The sequence below is a fragment of the Hymenobacter jejuensis genome, from assembly GCF_006337165.1.
GTDB lineage: Bacteria > Bacteroidota > Bacteroidia > Cytophagales > Hymenobacteraceae > Hymenobacter > Hymenobacter jejuensis.
This window is the reverse complement of record NZ_CP040896.1, coordinates 2,210,906-2,227,201: the sequence shown is the minus strand read 5'-3', so window position 1 is coordinate 2,227,201 and position 16,296 is coordinate 2,210,906. Positions and strand designations below refer to the sequence as shown.

The 16,296-nt window shown below is 53.1% G+C and carries 13 protein-coding genes and 1 tRNA gene; 10 read left to right on the top strand and 4 right to left on the bottom strand.

Annotated elements, in window-relative coordinates:
* Positions 1 to 78: 78 nt before the first annotated feature.
* From galB to FHG12_RS09110, 6 genes are all read left to right on the top strand, one after another.
* Positions 79 to 2,538, top strand: coding sequence for a beta-galactosidase GalB (gene galB / locus FHG12_RS09135; RefSeq protein ID WP_139515444.1), 2,460 nt, complete (start codon positions 79 to 81; stop codon positions 2,536 to 2,538).
* Between the two features lie 274 nt (positions 2,539 to 2,812).
* The gene (locus FHG12_RS09130; protein WP_139515443.1) at positions 2,813 to 4,090 is read left to right on the top strand and encodes a site-specific integrase; all 1,278 of its coding nucleotides are present in this window, start codon (positions 2,813 to 2,815) and stop codon (positions 4,088 to 4,090) included.
* Entirely contained in the window at positions 4,090 to 5,226 is a 1,137-nt protein-coding gene (locus FHG12_RS09125) for a hypothetical protein (protein ID WP_139515442.1), read from the top strand. Before FHG12_RS09130 ends, FHG12_RS09125 begins: the two co-directional genes overlap by 1 nt.
* A gap of 95 nt (positions 5,227 to 5,321) precedes the next feature.
* A complete protein-coding gene (locus FHG12_RS21410) occupies positions 5,322 to 5,660 on the top strand; it encodes a helix-turn-helix domain-containing protein (RefSeq protein ID WP_139515441.1) in 339 nt (112 codons plus the stop codon).
* Positions 5,661 to 6,333: 673 nt separating this feature from the next.
* Positions 6,334 to 6,543 carry a hypothetical protein gene (locus FHG12_RS09115; protein ID WP_139515440.1) on the top strand — a complete coding sequence of 70 codons (210 nt, stop codon included), beginning with the start codon at positions 6,334 to 6,336 and terminating at the stop codon, positions 6,541 to 6,543.
* A gap of 274 nt (positions 6,544 to 6,817) precedes the next feature.
* Positions 6,818 to 7,468, top strand: coding sequence for an HNH endonuclease (locus FHG12_RS09110; protein ID WP_139515439.1), 651 nt, complete (start codon positions 6,818 to 6,820; stop codon positions 7,466 to 7,468).
* Positions 7,469 to 8,533: 1,065 nt separating this feature from the next.
* Here the strand turns inward: FHG12_RS09110 and FHG12_RS09105 are convergent.
* From FHG12_RS09105 to FHG12_RS09095, 3 genes are all read right to left on the bottom strand, one after another.
* A complete protein-coding gene (locus tag FHG12_RS09105; protein WP_139515438.1) occupies positions 8,534 to 8,956 on the bottom strand; it encodes a hypothetical protein in 423 nt (140 codons plus the stop codon).
* Positions 8,957 to 9,210: 254 nt separating this feature from the next.
* Positions 9,211 to 10,182, bottom strand: a complete 972-nt coding sequence (locus FHG12_RS09100; protein ID WP_139515437.1) for a hypothetical protein — start codon at positions 10,180 to 10,182, stop codon at positions 9,211 to 9,213.
* Between the two features lie 246 nt (positions 10,183 to 10,428).
* Positions 10,429 to 10,501, bottom strand: a tRNA-Met gene (locus FHG12_RS09095).
* Positions 10,502 to 10,801: 300 nt separating this feature from the next.
* Between FHG12_RS09095 and FHG12_RS09090 the strand changes: the two genes are divergently transcribed.
* A complete protein-coding gene (locus FHG12_RS09090; RefSeq protein WP_230471338.1) occupies positions 10,802 to 11,908 on the top strand; it encodes an alpha/beta hydrolase in 1,107 nt (368 codons plus the stop codon).
* 55 nt (positions 11,909 to 11,963) lie between these two features.
* Here FHG12_RS09090 and FHG12_RS09085 read toward each other — a convergent pair whose 3' ends face one another.
* The gene (locus FHG12_RS09085) at positions 11,964 to 13,826 is read right to left on the bottom strand and encodes a BamA/TamA family outer membrane protein (protein ID WP_139515435.1); all 1,863 of its coding nucleotides are present in this window, start codon (positions 13,824 to 13,826) and stop codon (positions 11,964 to 11,966) included.
* A 158-nt stretch (positions 13,827 to 13,984) separates the two neighbouring features.
* On the opposite strand from FHG12_RS09085, the gene hemW reads away from it, so the two are divergent.
* The 3 genes from hemW to FHG12_RS09070 are packed head-to-tail and all read left to right on the top strand — an operon-like array spanning position 13,985 to position 16,291.
* Positions 13,985 to 15,121, top strand: coding sequence for a radical SAM family heme chaperone HemW (gene hemW, locus FHG12_RS09080; RefSeq protein ID WP_139515434.1), 1,137 nt, complete (start codon positions 13,985 to 13,987; stop codon positions 15,119 to 15,121).
* Positions 15,122 to 15,172: 51 nt separating this feature from the next.
* The gene (locus tag FHG12_RS09075) at positions 15,173 to 15,592 is read left to right on the top strand and encodes a hypothetical protein (RefSeq protein ID WP_139515433.1); all 420 of its coding nucleotides are present in this window, start codon (positions 15,173 to 15,175) and stop codon (positions 15,590 to 15,592) included.
* Between the two features lie 15 nt (positions 15,593 to 15,607).
* Positions 15,608 to 16,291: an alpha/beta fold hydrolase gene (locus FHG12_RS09070; RefSeq protein WP_165699354.1), complete on the top strand. Its 684-nt coding sequence runs from the start codon at positions 15,608 to 15,610 to the stop codon at positions 16,289 to 16,291.
* Positions 16,292 to 16,296: the final 5 nt, after the last annotated feature.

Below are 16,296 nucleotides of genomic sequence, written 5' to 3'. Positions count from 1 at the left end.
AACAGGGAGACAAGCTCGCTTCGTCTCTTAACTTCGCCTTGATTACCCTAATATCCTAACCAGCCTACTACCTACGCTATGCGCCTCTCCCGATGCTTTGCTGCGCTGTTGCTGCTGGCCGCTACGCTGCCGGCCACTGCGCAGTCACGGAAAGAATACCTGCTGCAAACCGACTGGAAATTCGCGAAAGGCGACGTACCAGAAGCCGCGCGCCCCGACTTCAAAGACGCCAAATGGCAGACCGTGCGGATTCCGCACGACTGGGCCATCTACGGGCCTTTCAGCGGCAACAATGATTTGCAGGAGGTAAAAATCGAGCAGAACAACGAGCAGAAAGCCACCCTCAAGGCGGGTCGCACCGGCGGCTTGCCGTTTGTCGGGACGGGCTGGTACCGGCGGCGGTTGGTGGTGCCACAGTTCGGGCCGGGCAAGCGCGCCGTGCTGCTCTTCGACGGGGCCATGAGCAACGCCCGCGTGTATGTCAACGGCAAGGAAGCCGCGTTCTGGCCCTATGGCTACAACTCGTTTTCGGTGGACGTAACGCCTTTCCTGCAAGCTAACGGGGAAAACACCTTGGCCGTGCGGCTGCAAAACTTTCCGGAGTCGTCGCGCTGGTATCCGGGCGCGGGGCTTTACCGCAACGTCCACCTCATCGTCACCGACGACGTGCACATTCCGGTGTGGGGCACTTACCTCACCACCCCCGAAATCACGCCGGAACTGGCCAAGGTCAAGCTCCGGACCAAAGTCGAGACGGCCGGTGGGACTTTTCAGCCGCTACGCCTGCAAACCGAAATCCGCGACGCGGCGGGCCAGGTCGTGAGTACTTCTACCGCTACTTTAGAACAAAGTGATAATCAAGAATTTACTCAAAACCTGATTATAAAAGCCCCGCGCTTGTGGTCGCCGGAAAGCCCGACGCTCTATACCGCCGTTTCCAAGCTCTACGCCGGCGACGTCCTGAAAGACGAGTACAGCACGCGGTTTGGCATTCGCTCTTTCACGTTTGAAGCCGACAAAGGCTTCTCGCTCAACGGCAAGGTTCGCAAGTTCAAGGGCGTGTGCAACCACCACGACTTGGGGCCTTTGGGCACGGCCGTTAACACAGCGGCTCTGCGCCGGCAACTGACGTTGCTCAAAGAGATGGGCTGCGACGCCATCCGTACTTCGCACAATATGCCCACCCCCGAGCTGGTCAGCCTCTGCGATGAAATGGGCTTTATGCTGATGGTGGAGGCCTTCGACGAATGGAAATCGCCGAAAGTGAAGAACGGCTACAGCCAATATTTCGACGAATGGTCGGAAAAAGACATCGTCAATATGGTGCGTCGCGACCGCAACAATCCGTCGGTGATCATGTGGAGCATCGGCAACGAGGTGCCTGACCAGAGCACACCTGGTGGCAACAAGATCGCCAAGCGCCTCCAGGACATCTGCCACCGCGAAGACCCTACCCGCCCCGTCGCATCGGGCATGGACCGCTTCGACGCCGACATCCAGAACAACTTTGCCTCGATACTCGACATTCCGGGGTTCAACTACAAGCCCCACCGCTATGCGGAAGCCTACGGCAAACTGCCGCAGGGCTTTTTGCTGGGCTCCGAAACCGCCTCTACGGTCAGTTCGCGCGGCGTGTACAAGTTTCCGGTGGTAATGGCCAAAGACCAGAAGTACCCCGACAACCAGTCGTCGTCTTATGATCTGGAAGTGTGCAACTGGTCGCAGACGCCCGACGAAGAGTTTGCGAAGCAGGACGACCTGCCCTATGTGATCGGCGAGTTTGTCTGGACGGGTTTTGACTACCTCGGCGAGCCCACGCCCTACGATGAAAAATGGCCTTCGCACAGTTCCATGTTCGGCATTCTGGACTTGGCGGGCATCCCAAAAGACCGTTTCTACCTTTACCGCGCCCGCTGGAACCCATCGCAGCCCACCCTGCATTTGCTGCCGCACTGGACCTGGCCCGGCCGCGAAGGCCAGACGACGCCCGTGTTCTGCTACACCAATTATCCGTCGGCGGAGCTGTTTGTAAACGGCAAAAGCCAAGGCCGCCAGACCAAAAGCAACGCCAGCAACCAGTCGCGTTACCGTCTGATGTGGAACGACGTGAAGTACGAGCCGGGCAGCATCAAGGTCGTCGCCTACGATCAGCAGGGCAAAGCCGTCGCGGAAGAAGAAGTAAAAACCGCCGGCAAACCCCACCACATCGCCCTGATCGCCGATCGCACCCACCTCGCCGCCGACGGCAACGACTTAGCCTTCGTAACGGCTCGCGTTGAAGACGCCCAAGGCAACCTTTGCCCTGAGGCCACCAATGAACTCCATTTCGCCGTGAGCGGGCAAGGACAGTTCCGCGCCGTCGGCAACGGCGACCCTACTAGCCTGGAAATGTTTCACTTACCTCAGATGAAGGCGTTTAGCGGCAAGTTAGTAGCCATCGTGCAAGCTTCCGACAAAGCGGGCACTATACAATTGAAAGCCACAGGCAAAGGCCTAAAGGGTGCAACAGCACAGCTACAAACGGGCGTGACTCCATAGAGCAGCCACACCACCACAGACAAAACAAAAAGGCCGGTTTCCATAATGGAAACCGGCCTTTTTTAGGTAGCGGGGACAGGATTGCAACCTACAATTCGGGGCCACATATAAACAGACAAAAAATACCCGTGAGTAGCCATAAAGACTGTTTTAAGAGTTTAAGCAATCGGGTTACGTAGGACAAAATCTGATTTAATCGGAATTATTGTCCTAGATACTGTCCTACATGGGACAACTTTCCATACATTAGGAGTGGCAATAAAGCCGCTTCAATATGGCTAAAATATCGTTCCTACTCTCTGCTCCTGGTGCTGAAAAGCCTACACCCATCTTCTGTTTCCTCAGCTTCAACGGGCGACGGGTGAAGGTGTACGCCAACCGCTCTATCCACCCGAAGCAATGGGACGCGAAGGAACGCCGCGCCCTGACTCGGGGCTATCCACGCAACGGGGCAATAAATGATTGGCTTGAATTACTGACCAATCGGCTTACTACCTGCTACGATGCCCACGCCGCCGCTGGCACCGTGCCCACGGCAGCAGAGTTGCGGGCACTTGCCGAAACGGAGGAAGCAGAGGAACCCGCGCTGGTAGCCAATACAGCACAGAAGTTCTGGCAGCAGTACGACGAGTGGGTGAACTACACCCGCGCCGCTGGCACCGTGCGCACGGCACAAGCGCACGCCACGGCGGGCCGCCACCTTCGGGAGTTTGCCGAGGCTAATGGGTTCGCTATCGACTTTGATACCCTCACCCCGACAATGGGTGACCGTTGGGCCGCCTACCTGCTGAACGTAGCCCGCCTGACGGATAACACTATCAACAAGCACTTGGGGCGGCTCAAAGCCTTTATGAAGTGGGCTGGGAAGCGGGGCTATACCGAAAGTACCGCGCTTGACCGGGTAAGCTGGGCGCGTAGGGAGCCGGACGTAATGGCCCTGAGTGCAGCCGAGCTGGCTGCTTTGGAAACCTTGCCGCTGCCCGTTGGCTCCCGACTGGAAAAGGGCCGCGCTTGGTTCCTACTGGCCTGCTATACCGGCCTACGCTACTCCGACTTAGTGAGCATCCGGCCCCAGCACTTACGGCCTGCTACTGAGAAGCTACCGGCCCACTTGCGCTTGACTGCAAAGAAAACCCGCGCCGTGGTGAATGTGCCCCTAAGTGCCGCCGCCCTGACAATCGTAAACCGACTGCTGGCGGGCGAATTAGATACCCTGAAAAGTCAGCCCATCACCAACCCGGTATTAAACCGCTTTTTGAAAGAGCTAGGCCAACTGGCCGGAATTGATTCGCCGGTAGAAGTTATCCGCTACCGGGGAGGGGTAGCTGATGTGACAACGTGCCCCAAGTATGAGAAGCTGACGGTACACACGGCCCGCCGCACGTTCGTAACCCTGAATTTAGGCAAGGGTATGAGCGCCGAGTTTGTGATGAAGCTCACCGGCCATACTTCGTACAAATCATTCCAGAGGTATGTGAACCTTACACCCCAGCGAGTGGCAGAGGAATTTGCTAAGTTTCATGATATGCCTATACCCGTAAAGATTAACTGATGAGTACATATTCAGAAAGATTATCAAGGCGGCAGAATAGCGCCGAGATTTTTGACAATGCTATGTATAATAGATATGGTGAGATAGCATATGATTGTACAACATGGGAATCATTAGCAATAAGGGAATACTCTAATTTTCTAGCGAACCCAGCTACCCCCGATCCAAACATAGAGCATAGCACAGCCCTACTATATAACCCTTTGGACCTTATTGATAGGATCGAGGGGGTGCCCTACAAATCTCTAAAATCTCCTAAACCCTTACCCTTCAGCCCAAAGTTCTTGTATCGTTTCTGCGAGATACTTAATGGAAGGGCTATTGATCTCATACCCACTCTTGAGGCTCTATTTGATAAGACGGACGAAGTAGACTCAGATTACGTATCCGGCCTTATTTCTGACGTTGAACACACAATTGCAGAAAATCCAAAAGCGCTTCAGTTTGTCGATGGGTATGGAAAAATAAATGTATTTGTGTACGACTTCTTTAATCACACTGCAAAGTTCACAGATAGACAAAAGTGGGTTTTAGTGAATATGGAAGCACAAAATAAAGGCATCAATGGATCGCCTCTATTTGATTCTGTGAGGCTGAGGCAGGGTTTAGCAACTATCCGTAGTTGGCTAAGCAGAAGGGATGAGACGACAATAACTAAATCCCAATATGTCCCTGAAGCCCTGCCCTCACCTACTGTTGCTCAGCCTAAGCCTAGCGAAAAGCCTAGTTACTCGAGCTTTTATGAGGCTGTTGAAGGAAAACTTAATTTCGAGCAGTTAAATCTGCTACTGAGTAATCAATATCTAGCTATGTATGACTCTGTAAAAAAAGAGCTTATGCCGGCTGCACAACCGGGTGATTGGGCTAGCCTGTATTGGGCGTTAAAACTTCGTGGTTTGTTGCCTAGGGGCTTATCAGCTGAGAAGGGAGCAAAGCTGCTTAAAAGTACGTTTGGCGCGTGCGTGAGCAAGACGAGAATCACAGATATAGGCCGTGAAGACGTCGACCAAATAAATAGTATAGCAACACATGGATCAGCCGTAGCGCGCATATATGACTTATTGGGAGAGCCAACAATGCAATCCGTTCAAACGTCATCAACGGATAGGCAAGCAGGTCGAGCCGGGTCTTTTTAGGCCGCCCGTTTTGACCCATTGGGTAAAGCCTAATTGCGTCGTCATTACTGGACACGCTTACCGGATGGACCGGATAGCCTTTCCCCAGAGTGATAATGCAAATGGTAATTGTCACAACGCCAGATCAACTGGAAGCCGTAGTACTGGACAAACTATGGCCTAGAATCCTTTTTGAGCTTAATAAGCGCGCAGAAGCTCCAGCCTCTACGGCCGACACGGAGACATTGCTAACGATACGTGAGGCCGCCAAACTGCTGGACGTATGCCAGCAGACAGTACACGACTGGAAGCGGCGGGGTGTATTACCGTACCACAAGATGGGCGGTCGTACTTATCTAAAGCGCGCTGATTTATTGAACGCGCTGAAAGCCCACCAGCGCACAGAGAAGCCCGCTCGAAAGTCTGCACAAGCTCCCAGCCATGTTGGACGGTAGCAAACTAGCCTTCACGCACCCTGAGGCGCTGAAAAGATTGGCCTACTCGCCCGCTTTTGAAGGAGCCACTGGAGATATAAACGCCTATGGATTCTTGTGCAGTAATGGGCAGCGGGGAGTACGCGTATGGGTTCGACCGGACGATGGGGTAGGAGCGATGATGGGCTCCTTGCACACCTTTGCAAAGGGCCACAACCTAGGGCTATTTACGACTGCGGAAGTACCGGGAACGGTGGATGACTTAGCAGCTTGGATGAACCTACCTCCCGATTGGTTGACGGTTAAGAAGCTGGAGGTGGGCGTGAATCTACCAATGAGCGATTCACCCCAGCCTTTTCTGCACAGCCTTATTTCTCACGGACGCCGCCCTTTCCTTGCTATACAGCCCGATGGGAAGCAAACACACCCACATGAGTTCACGGCGAGCCACGATGGGTACAAGGTGAAGGTTTACAACAAAGGTGCCTACGCCCGCTCCCGAGGCAATGGGCCACTTCCTATACCCACTCCGAACCTACTCAGGTACGAAATAGCTATAACCAAGCCCAGAAACCTAAGCCGCGTCACAGGCTTATCAAGTGTGACGCTAGCTGATTTAGCCCAGCGGCCTGTACTGTTAGCCTTAGCATCCCATCTTCAAGAGCATTGGCACCAGATACAACGCAAACGCCCGATGGATTACACAAAACTGTGTATGGCCGATGCAGCATTACTGCATACTGCCCAAGACCAGGAGTTCTGGCGGCGCATGAAGGCGACCCAACCTCGTAGCACCTGCGAGCGAAACAGAACGAAAGCTTTACGCCTACTCAAAAAGCAAAGCTTCACCGATGAGTACGACGAGCAGTTTGCCCTTGCCCTAATGGTAGCATCGGGCGGGTAACCAATGCCCAAATGTGAGGGGTCTTCCCCACTTAGGTATCTGTTAGAATCACCCTCTTTCCTGAAGCCCATCTAGTGTCCGTGTAACAACCCTCAAAAGTGTGTCTGCCAACCGGAACGTAGCGAGGATTGGCGCATAGCGCAGCGTCGAGGCTTGCTGACACTGCTGACGTTGTGTAGTCCACGCTATAGCCTACACGCTTCAGCTCACCCCCTGATTTATTGTCCCACTTGCCGGAGCCCAAAACGGGCACCCTGGCTCAACCATGCCTTTTATGTACGTAATTCCCAATGTTCCCACCATCACCCATGAGGGCCGCACCTTCCACCAGATAGAGAATGCACCGACTGCCTATGTCAGCTCATGTGGTCGCGTGTACTCTTCCATAGCAGACCGGCTACTTTCCGCTAAACCCTGCCGAATAGGATATATAAGAGTGGCAATCCTTTTCGAGGGTGTTAAAAGAAGGAAGCTTTGTAGCATGCACCGATTGGTGGCTTTACGCTTTATTGCCAACCCGGATAATAAGCCCGACGTCAACCATATCGACGGCAACAAGGCCAACAACAGTATAGAAAATCTTGAGTGGGTGACTAAAAGCGAGAATACCCGCCATGCCTTTGCTACTGGGTTAATGAATGTTAAGAGAGGCCCTGAGCATCATCTCTACGGTAAGAGCCACAATGTTGGGGAAGAAACTAGAGCCAAGATGTCAGCCCAGAAGATGGGCGAGAAGCACCCTAAGTTCAGTGGTTGGTATCAGGTGCCAGCCGGAACATTCCCATCCACTAGGGCCGCCGCTGAGGCAATGGGCACTTACGAGAAAAGGATTCAGCGTTGGTGCAAGGGCGGTAAGAAGCGGGCTGAGGGTTACGACTTCATCCCATCTAGCTCAGAGGGTCAATCGTTAGCCGTAGCCGCCTGAAGATGGAAACCGTCCGTTTGTTACCCTGCCCGTGGTGCGGTGGCCCAGCCGCCGTGGAAACCAACCAGCACGCGCTGACCTTCCCGAAGGTGCCCTCCGAGTATTTCATCAACTGCGCCAATGAGGCTGTAACATGCCCAGTAAGCCTAGCTTTCGTCGGCCCTTGTGCTACACTGACCGAAGCCGCCCGCCGCTGGAATACTCGCTCTATGCCGTCAGCGCAAAATGGAGCCGGCGAAAGATACAGCAAGTCAGCTACACACAAGCAATAGGCATTTCTGCTCCTTCTTGCTTTGCCGTTACCGCCACTATATGAGGCATGACCCTATATAAAATGCTGAGAGAGAATGCTTCACGTCTGATTGGCACCGCACTCACCGCGCCAGCAGCCCAGCGTATAACGGGCGAGAAATACGGGCTTACGGCAACTGAAATCCGCGTTTTGCTGGCTGTCTCCGCCCTGATGGGTAAGTACGCCAACTCTATTACTGTGCGGGAACTGTACGCCACTAAACTATTGGCCCAAACAAGACTACGTGCCCAACTGCGTACCTTGAGCCAATCGAGCTGTCTAACGCGAAAGCGCGGCCCTTTCCGTGTACACATGCTCTGCCTCACCACGAAAGGCAAACGGATAGTAGACGATTGGGTGACTATTGTATGCCGTGCTACTAATGGGTTCCTGTTCCCATAAAAGGCTACGAAACGTGCAGGCTACACTGAGCTACCACACAGCATTAGCCTTACCCCCTAAGCACGTTTTCCAAAACCGAACCCCAAGAACCGGGTAGGATCGATCGAGTACCCCGGTTCCTAATTGTTCTTGTTTCTGGTTTCTCGCCCTGCTGGACTCAGAGTGAGTTAGCCGCCGCAGTTAGCTTGAAGCTTTAGCAGCGAGTTTTATAAGCAAAAGCGAGAGGCAGGCTTAATCTAGTTCCTATGATGCAGCAGCTCGGGCTAGCTTGAACAGGAACGCAAACAACGAATAGCTCCCGCGCACTGTGAAAAGCTCCGCGCCCTCGTTTGAGGAACGCGGAGCTTTCTCATTGAATGACCCGCTTTGCCTTACATTTCAAGTGACCAATCTTCCCTATTGTAGTGGTCTTCTACAATGCCGATGTTAGCATAAAAAGTATATAATTGCCAAGCAACGAACAGTATAGGCAATGGCAAAAAGAGCCACCACAATGTGTTTTCATCGTTAATCTTGAATATCCAACGGTCAATAGCTAAATATAAAAGGGATGTCAAAATAAAACCTATCATAGTACCATATATTAACGACGTGAATAAAGCGCCAAGCCAGTATAATATCTTACTCGCTAAACTAAGCTGAGAAAAAGGCTTCCACCCTGTGCGAATTAGATATAAGCAATTTAAGCATTTTGTAAAGGGAATGCCCATTCCTGCTTTGAGAACAGTTCTGCGGTAACCATTCGAAAGGCTCGCTTTACAGTTAGGGCAGGAATATTCAATGAATTTTGCCATGATATCAGAATCTGCTGCCTTTGTTTTTTAAGCAGATAAAAAACAAAGGCAATAACGCAAAAATGAAACAAAAGAAAAGCCCCGCGCCCTCGAGTGAGGAACGCGGGGCTTTTGCCATAGGTAGAGCTGGCAACTACATACCGAAAGGATGTTGTGAAGATAAGTAGAATAGCTAAAAGTGTGAGTGATGACTCAATTTTAGAACGAAGGCTGGCTATAGCTCGCTATGACAAAGTGCGTGCAGTTGAGACCGTTCATTTCTTTATCCACGCCTCAATTTTGGCAATTAAACGCGTACGTAATTCTTCAGACGTATCGTAAATTATATGGGGATAGTGGTTTGTGTCGAAGTGTGAATCTTTAAACTCATCGCTATGGCAGGTATAAATCACTTTCATCCCGCGCCCTAAGGCATAGCCAGCCTCGAAATATACTCCTTTTTTGTGCTGGGTAAAGTCAGCAATACAAAAGCGACTACGCTTGATACCGGCAATAATGGCATCGTTAATCGTCTGCTCAGCGTCAGGATGGTGTTCATCTACACGAAAAGCATTGAACCCTGTAGCTTCTAATGCGGGTTTTATGGCATCGGTATAGAGGTAGTTTACTGCTTTGTCGAAAGACATCGCAACGAAGCATAAGACAGATTTGGCTGTTGCTTGCTCAAGGGAAGCAGCATACAAAAGCCCTTTATGGGTAAGCGATAGATAGTAATAGTCGTAATTGTTGGGATTAAAGTTTACTAGACCATCATCCCGCAACGCTGTAGCATAAAATGCCAACTCAGCAACGCTTTTAAAATACAACCTCTTGTATAATGAAGTTGGAGAAAACGACACTGAGGAGCCATCTTCTGATTGTTGACTTACAATAAATAAGAGTAGGTTGTCCAACTTCTCCTTAGGGGTACGGGGGAAAGAGGCACTAGCTAATTTGGCTTGAAGCAATTGTAAACTGATTACCTCTCGCCGGTCTACTAAAGGATAGCCATTTTGCCAAAGCCCCTGAATCAATGGCTTGATTGCTTGGTATTCACTATCCTGCGCGTTATTATGAAGAAAATCCCACTCGATAAATTTAACTCCAGAACCATCATCTGGGTTGTTATGCTGGGATATCCTTACTGCAACAGTGGTATCCGTAAGATCTTCCCGAGGTTTTATGTGACTTACAATACTTTGGTTGTCTATGGGTTCGTCAGTAAATGGGTTTATAGCTTGGGACATTTTTCAAATAATTAAGTAGTTGGCGTGCTCGGTTACGCAATTAACTACCTGAACCTAGAATATGAGGTAGCCTTATCAGCAAAATGCGTTTACGCAGTTGCTATAAACCTATCAGTGAAGAAAACGACAAATTCAAATAAGCTGCAATACACCTGTTATAACTTGAGTAATACACAGAATTTGTCCTAAATACCGTCCTACGGATAAACAAAAAGGGCGTTTCCATATTGGAAACGCCCTTTTAGGTAGCGGGGACAGGACTCGAACCTGTGACCTTTGGGTTATGAGCCCAACGAGCTACCAACTGCTCCACCCCGCACTGTTTGGTGATGCAAATGTAAGAGGCTTTTTCGGATATCAGTACTAAAAGGTTGCAAAAACATACTGCAAGCACCTTTCGCGCTGAGTATCAGGCCTATTTTTTATCTTTTACCATTAACCTTCTGCTGAAAAAGAACGTTTCAGACCATTACGCATGATATGGTCGAGCTATCCAAATTATACGTGAGCCTAGTCCCTTCTTAATGCATCAAAACCAACCTAAATGAAATCAGAACGTCCGTTCCGCCCTTTTATTAATCGTGCTATCTGGCTTATTGCTCCAGCGCTTACTACGAGTTTGCTATTCTCTTCTTGTGGCGAAAACAAAACCTCAACGGAGCAAACTGCTACTTCAACCCAAGATTCAACTGCTACCGCTGCGGCCGATACAAGTACTGCCTCTACCGGCAGCAAGCCTGTGAAGCCAGCCGGCGCTGCGCCGGCTTGGGCCCCAAACATGGCCCCTGAAATGCAAACTGTGATCGAAAAGCTGACCAGCTTGAGCGGCCCCACACCACCTGAAGAGCAGACGCCCGCCCAGGTTCGGAAAGCCCCTTCCCCAACCGATGCTACAATGGCGGTGATGAAGGACTTTGGCATCCCCTCCCCTCCTTCGCCCCTCGACACGATGAGCAAAGAAGTAGCACCGGGGGTGAAGGCACGCATTTATACGCCGCGTGGTGCCCAAGGCCCTTTGCCCGTAGTTGTGTATTACCACGGCGGAGGCTGGGTCATTGCCAATCTCGACACGTACGATCCGTCGGTGCGGGCGCTGGCCGAAAAAACCAACGCCATTTTCGTTTCGGTGGCGTATCGGCAGGGTCCGGAGCACAAGTTCCCAACGGCTCATAATGATTCGTTTGCGGCGTATCAATGGGTGCTCAAAAATGCCGCTTCCATCAAAGGCGACCCTAAGCGCGTGGCCGTGGCCGGGGAAAGCGCAGGTGGTAACTTGGCAGCGGCCGTGTGCATGATGGCGCGCGACAAGGGCGTGATGCAGCCTAAATACCAGTTGCTTGTGTATCCTATTGCCGGCTACAACCTAAACACGCCTTCTTACCTAGCGCATACCAAGTCGAAACCGTTGAACAAGCCATTTATGGCGTGGTTCTTTCAGCACTACCTGCGCACTCCAGCCGATGGCAAAAACCCGCTGATTGACTTAGTACATGCGCCTAATCTGAAAGGCTTGGCCCCCGCTACGGTAATTGGTGCCGGTATTGACCCGCTCATGAGCGAAGGCAAAACTTACGCCGACAAGTTGCAAGCCGCCGGGGTTCCCGTCAACTACAAGCTCTACGACAACGTTACCCACGAATTCTTTGGGATGGGGGCAGTAGTGCCGCAAGCCCGCGAGGCCGAAGACCTCGCCGCCAGTGACCTAAAAGCCGCTTTAAACAAGTAATTGATTATTAATTGTTTATAAAAGCCCGCTTCCTAACTGGAAGCGGGCTTTTTGTTTAGAAGCGACTGGTAATGCCGAAGTGGATTTTGGAGGAATTGAAGCTGAACTTCTGATTGTTAGAGCGACCAATGGAATACACGAACTGAAACATGCCGGCGGGCGTGCGAAAGCTGAGGCCAGCGCCGAGTCCGGTAGGCGCATCCCAGGCTTTGTCGTTGACCAAACCGCGCTGCAGAATTCCTTGGTCGGCGAACAGAAATACGTACGCATCCGCCCCCGTAAACTGCCGAAACTCGACGGTACTCACGGCATACTGGCTGGCGTAGAAGGCAAATTCGTTGAAGCCACGCAGCGTAGCTAGCCCGCCCAAACGGAATAAGTCGTTCAGAAACAGCCGCTTATTAATTAGCGCCTCGCCACGTAAGCGCGTCAGCAATACCCCGTTACGCCCGACATTATAATAATACTCAACCCGCACGCCCAGTGCTTCCTGCGTCGAGCGCAAGGGCACGCTGTTGTAAAGTGCGGCGTTCAGATCGGCGTTTTTGAAGATACGCTTATTGCCCACCGACGCCTGAAGCGAAGCCAGCAGGCCACGCCGCGGGAAATACATGTCGTCAAGGGCATTCCAGCTGTACTCGAGGCCGTAGGAATTGAACTCGGAATCGATGGTATCGGGCAGGGTAGTACGCGTCTTGAAAGTTGGGTCGGTGAGCAGGCGGGAGCTGCGCCGCTCAGTGAAAAACGTAATGCGCCCGGCCCGGGCCGTGGGGTAAGTCACCTGCAACCGCGGCCGCAGCGTGACGAACGCGCTGGACTGCTTGTAGAGATTGAATGTGCCCGCCACCTCCAGCGGGGTGCCGAAGAAACTAGGGTGCACGTACTGCGCGTCGAGTTGCTGCGAGGCCACGTCTACCTTGCGCCACTGCAACCCAATCTGCTTGCCGCCACCGCGCAGGTTGCGCAAGTTAAGCGTCACGTCGCCAGTAAGTTGCACGCGCTTCTGCCCGATGCCGGGATTGGGATTGGGCAACACGCCCACGATGGCATCGAACTGGTTGGCCGAGCGGTCGTCGAGGAGCAGATACACCCGCGCCCGCCCTTTTGAAAAGCGTACTTCCGGCTCGGCCTTGAGTTGCAAGTAAGGAAGCTGCCGCAGCAGACGAGCCGCTGCCTCCACCCGTTGCTGGCTGTAAGGCTGGTTAGGAAGTATTTGCAAGTATTTGGTTAAGAACTGCTTACGCGTTTTAGTATTGCCTACAATTTGCAAGGAATCGAACACGATGGCAGGGCCACGGTCTAGCACTACCCGCCCTTCGATAGCCGCCCCGCGCAGCTGCACCGAATCCATGCGGACCGAGGCAAATGGGAAGCCTTGGTTTTCGGCTTCGGCAATGATGCGTTGCTGTAGGCGCGTCCAGTCGGCGGGCAAAAAGGGTTTGTTGGCGTAAAATTTCTCGCGGTACCCCGCCCGAATCAGCAAGGCGTCGCCGAGGTTGCCGTTGCGCAGATGCGCCCACCGAAACTGTTCGCCTACGTACAGGCGCACGTGCAGCGAATCGCGGCTCCAGCTCATGGCATCGGCTGAAGCCGTGAGGTAAGCATCTGTCTGTAAGGACAATACCAAATCGCGCACTTCACGCAGGGCCGCCAGCGAATCGGGCAGTAGGGTCCGGTACCGATAGCGCTGCACTACCGCCTGATCGGCGTCTTCCAGTTCTAGCTGCAACACTTTGGGTCGGCTTAGGCGCTTCACCGCCCGTGCCGTCGAGTCGGGGCGCGGCGCAGCAGGCGGAACCGGTGGCGACTGCAACGACGGCTGGTTGGGCAGCGGTGGCGGGATCTGCGCCCATGCGCTCGCGGACCAAGCGATCAGCACCAGTAGCATCATCAGAAGAAAGAAGGCGCGAGCGTACATTTGGGAACAGAAACGCAAAACGGCGCTTTTAATTTCCCGAAAGTACGGAGGGGCGCGTTGCCTGGGCCCGGCGCTGAACGATTACGGCCCAATAGCCTGTTACTAACCATCCTACGCTTACTTTTCTACGTCGGGCGCGTCCGGCGCGCCCTTGTTTTATGCCCGGTCTTTACCTCCACATTCCCTTCTGCAAGCAAGCCTGCCACTACTGCGACTTTCACTTCAGCACGTCCATGGCCTTGAAAAGTCGTTTTGTGGAAGCTTTGGTGCGCGAACTGGAGTTGCGGGCCCGCTACCTAGGTGACGATACCACGCTGCAAACCATTTATTTCGGCGGCGGCACCCCTTCGTTACTTACTGATAATGAGCTAGATATAATCTTTGAAGCTATTCACCAGCACTTTGCGGTTTCGCCACAGGCCGAAATTACACTCGAAGCCAACCCCGACGACCTAACGGCGACCAAACTGCGTTCGCTGGCGGCCTCGCCCGTCAACCGGCTGAGCATCGGCCTGCAAAGCTTTTACGAACCGCACCTGCGCCTGATGAACCGGGCCCACTCGGCGCAGGAGTCGCGGCAGTGCGTGCACATGGCACAAGCCGCTGGTTTTGAGAACATTTCCGTGGATTTGATCTATGGCGTGCCAGCTCCTGACCACCGCATCTGGAAACGCGACATGGAGGAAGCTTTTGCTTTGCAGGTGCCGCACCTATCCTGCTATGCCCTTACTATTGAGCCGGATACCGTGTTCGGGCGTCAATTGAAAAAAGGCACCTTCAAAGCCCCGCCCGATGATTTTGTTGCGGCGCAGTTTGAAATGTTGCTCTCCCAAATGCGGGCGCACGGCTACGAGCAATACGAGATATCGAATTTCTGCCGGCCCGGCCGCGAGTCACGCCACAACTCCAATTACTGGCGCGGTGTGCCGTATCTCGGCCTTGGCCCCAGCGCGCACTCCTACGACGGTGCCAGCCGCCAATATACCGTCGCCAACAACCCGCAGTATGTAACGGCCATACTTGAGCACAACGAAGTGCCAGCAACCTACGAACAGCTCACGCCGACCGACCGCGCCAACGAATACCTGATGACCAGCCTGCGCACTGCACGCGGCTGCGACCTCGCCTACCTGCACCAAGGCCTCGGGGTCGACTTGCGCACCCAACGCGCTGAGTATTTGCAGCATCTGCAAAACAACGGTTGGGCTACCGTGCAGAACGAAACCCTCGCCCTCACCGATCGCGGCAAGCTCCTGGCCGATCACATTACGCTGGAACTGTTTTTGGAGCAATAAAGGCTGGCGTAAATCTGCCTTTGGCGTGGCGCTTTTGCGTATGTTCAGGCAATGAAACGCTTAATTGATGCCCTTGCGGACGATGCCGATTTTTTCGTTGAGCACGTCCAGATCACCGCTATTGTGTTCGACAACACGAACGATGTAACGGTATGGGCCACGACCTATTTCGACGAAGAACTACATTTTTTTCACCTCGGCTTGCAGTTTCAATACCTCGACCTGCTGCTGCGCCTAGCCGGCTCGCGGGCAGAGGCGCTGCAGGAGGAGGTCGCCGAGGCGCTAGCTACCGTAACCGAGTGGCCCTGCCTGCTTGAATACACCAGTGAAGAAGAGCCTCCGGTGCCACTCGATGGCGTATCGCTAAAGCTCTCCTGCACCTATCCGGCTGATACAGATGAAGATGACGAAGATGCGGTGCCGCATAACATCTTCTACCTTGAAGGAGTGTACTTGCGTATCGAGCCTTAACCTTTGCCCGCCACCGTGCCTACTCCTATTTTCTATCTCATTCCGGGCTTGGGCGCCGACGAGCGCGTCTTCCAGAACCTGCAACCGCGTCTTTTAGGACAAACCATTGTTTTACAGTGGCTTACCCCTGAGCACGACGAATCGATTGACCACTACGCACAGCGTATGGCGGCGCGCATTCCGCTAGATCAGGAATGTTGGGTAGTGGGCGTTTCGTTTGGCGGCACCATTGCCTTAGAAATCTGTCGGACGCGCCCGCAAGCGCGAGCCATACTAATTTCGAGCATCCCCGACGCTGACTCGTTGCCACTGCTCTTGCGCCTTATTCGCACTACCAATATCTATAAGCTTGTACCGCCACCTCTGCTCAAGCTGTTTCCGCGAGCCGGGCAATGGTATTTCGGCGTGAAGAATGGCAGAGAATACCAGGTGTTCAAGGAAATCCTTCGGGATATGGAGCCGGTGTACACTCGCTGGGCTATTGATCGGCTGCTGCACTGGGACAGCGAAGGCGTGGGGCGGTGCCTCCAGATTTTGGGCACCGAAGACCGCGTCTTTCCACCCGGCCCGGCTCCAGTCGATTACCTAATTCAAGGCGGCGGGCACTTCATGGTTTTAAGTCATGCTGAAGAGATCAGCCAGATTATCAATGAACTAGCTCGCGATCCGAAGGCCGTACCCAACGTGCATTGGGATTAAAATCC

What these genes read in the sequence shown, in the direction of transcription:
- FHG12_RS09125 (WP_139515442.1), top strand. Translation starts at nt 4,090, where the DNA reads ATGAGTACATATTCAGAAAGATTATCAAGGCGGCAGAATAGCGCCGAG.
- galB (WP_139515444.1), top strand. Translation starts at nt 79, where the DNA reads ATGCGCCTCTCCCGATGCTTTGCTGCGCTGTTGCTGCTGGCCGCTACG.
- FHG12_RS09075 (WP_139515433.1), top strand. Translation starts at nt 15,173, where the DNA reads ATGAAACGCTTAATTGATGCCCTTGCGGACGATGCCGATTTTTTCGTT.
- FHG12_RS09100 (WP_139515437.1), bottom strand. Translation starts at nt 10,182, where the DNA reads ATGTCCCAAGCTATAAACCCATTTACTGACGAACCCATAGACAACCAA.
- FHG12_RS09110 (WP_139515439.1), top strand. Translation starts at nt 6,818, where the DNA reads ATGTACGTAATTCCCAATGTTCCCACCATCACCCATGAGGGCCGCACC.
- FHG12_RS09115 (WP_139515440.1), top strand. Translation starts at nt 6,334, where the DNA reads ATGGATTACACAAAACTGTGTATGGCCGATGCAGCATTACTGCATACT.
- FHG12_RS09130 (WP_139515443.1), top strand. Translation starts at nt 2,813, where the DNA reads ATGGCTAAAATATCGTTCCTACTCTCTGCTCCTGGTGCTGAAAAGCCT.
- FHG12_RS09105 (WP_139515438.1), bottom strand. Translation starts at nt 8,956, where the DNA reads ATGGCAAAATTCATTGAATATTCCTGCCCTAACTGTAAAGCGAGCCTT.
- FHG12_RS21410 (WP_139515441.1), top strand. Translation starts at nt 5,322, where the DNA reads ATGCAAATGGTAATTGTCACAACGCCAGATCAACTGGAAGCCGTAGTA.
- hemW (WP_139515434.1), top strand. Translation starts at nt 13,985, where the DNA reads ATGCCCGGTCTTTACCTCCACATTCCCTTCTGCAAGCAAGCCTGCCAC.
- FHG12_RS09085 (WP_139515435.1), bottom strand. Translation starts at nt 13,826, where the DNA reads ATGTACGCTCGCGCCTTCTTTCTTCTGATGATGCTACTGGTGCTGATC.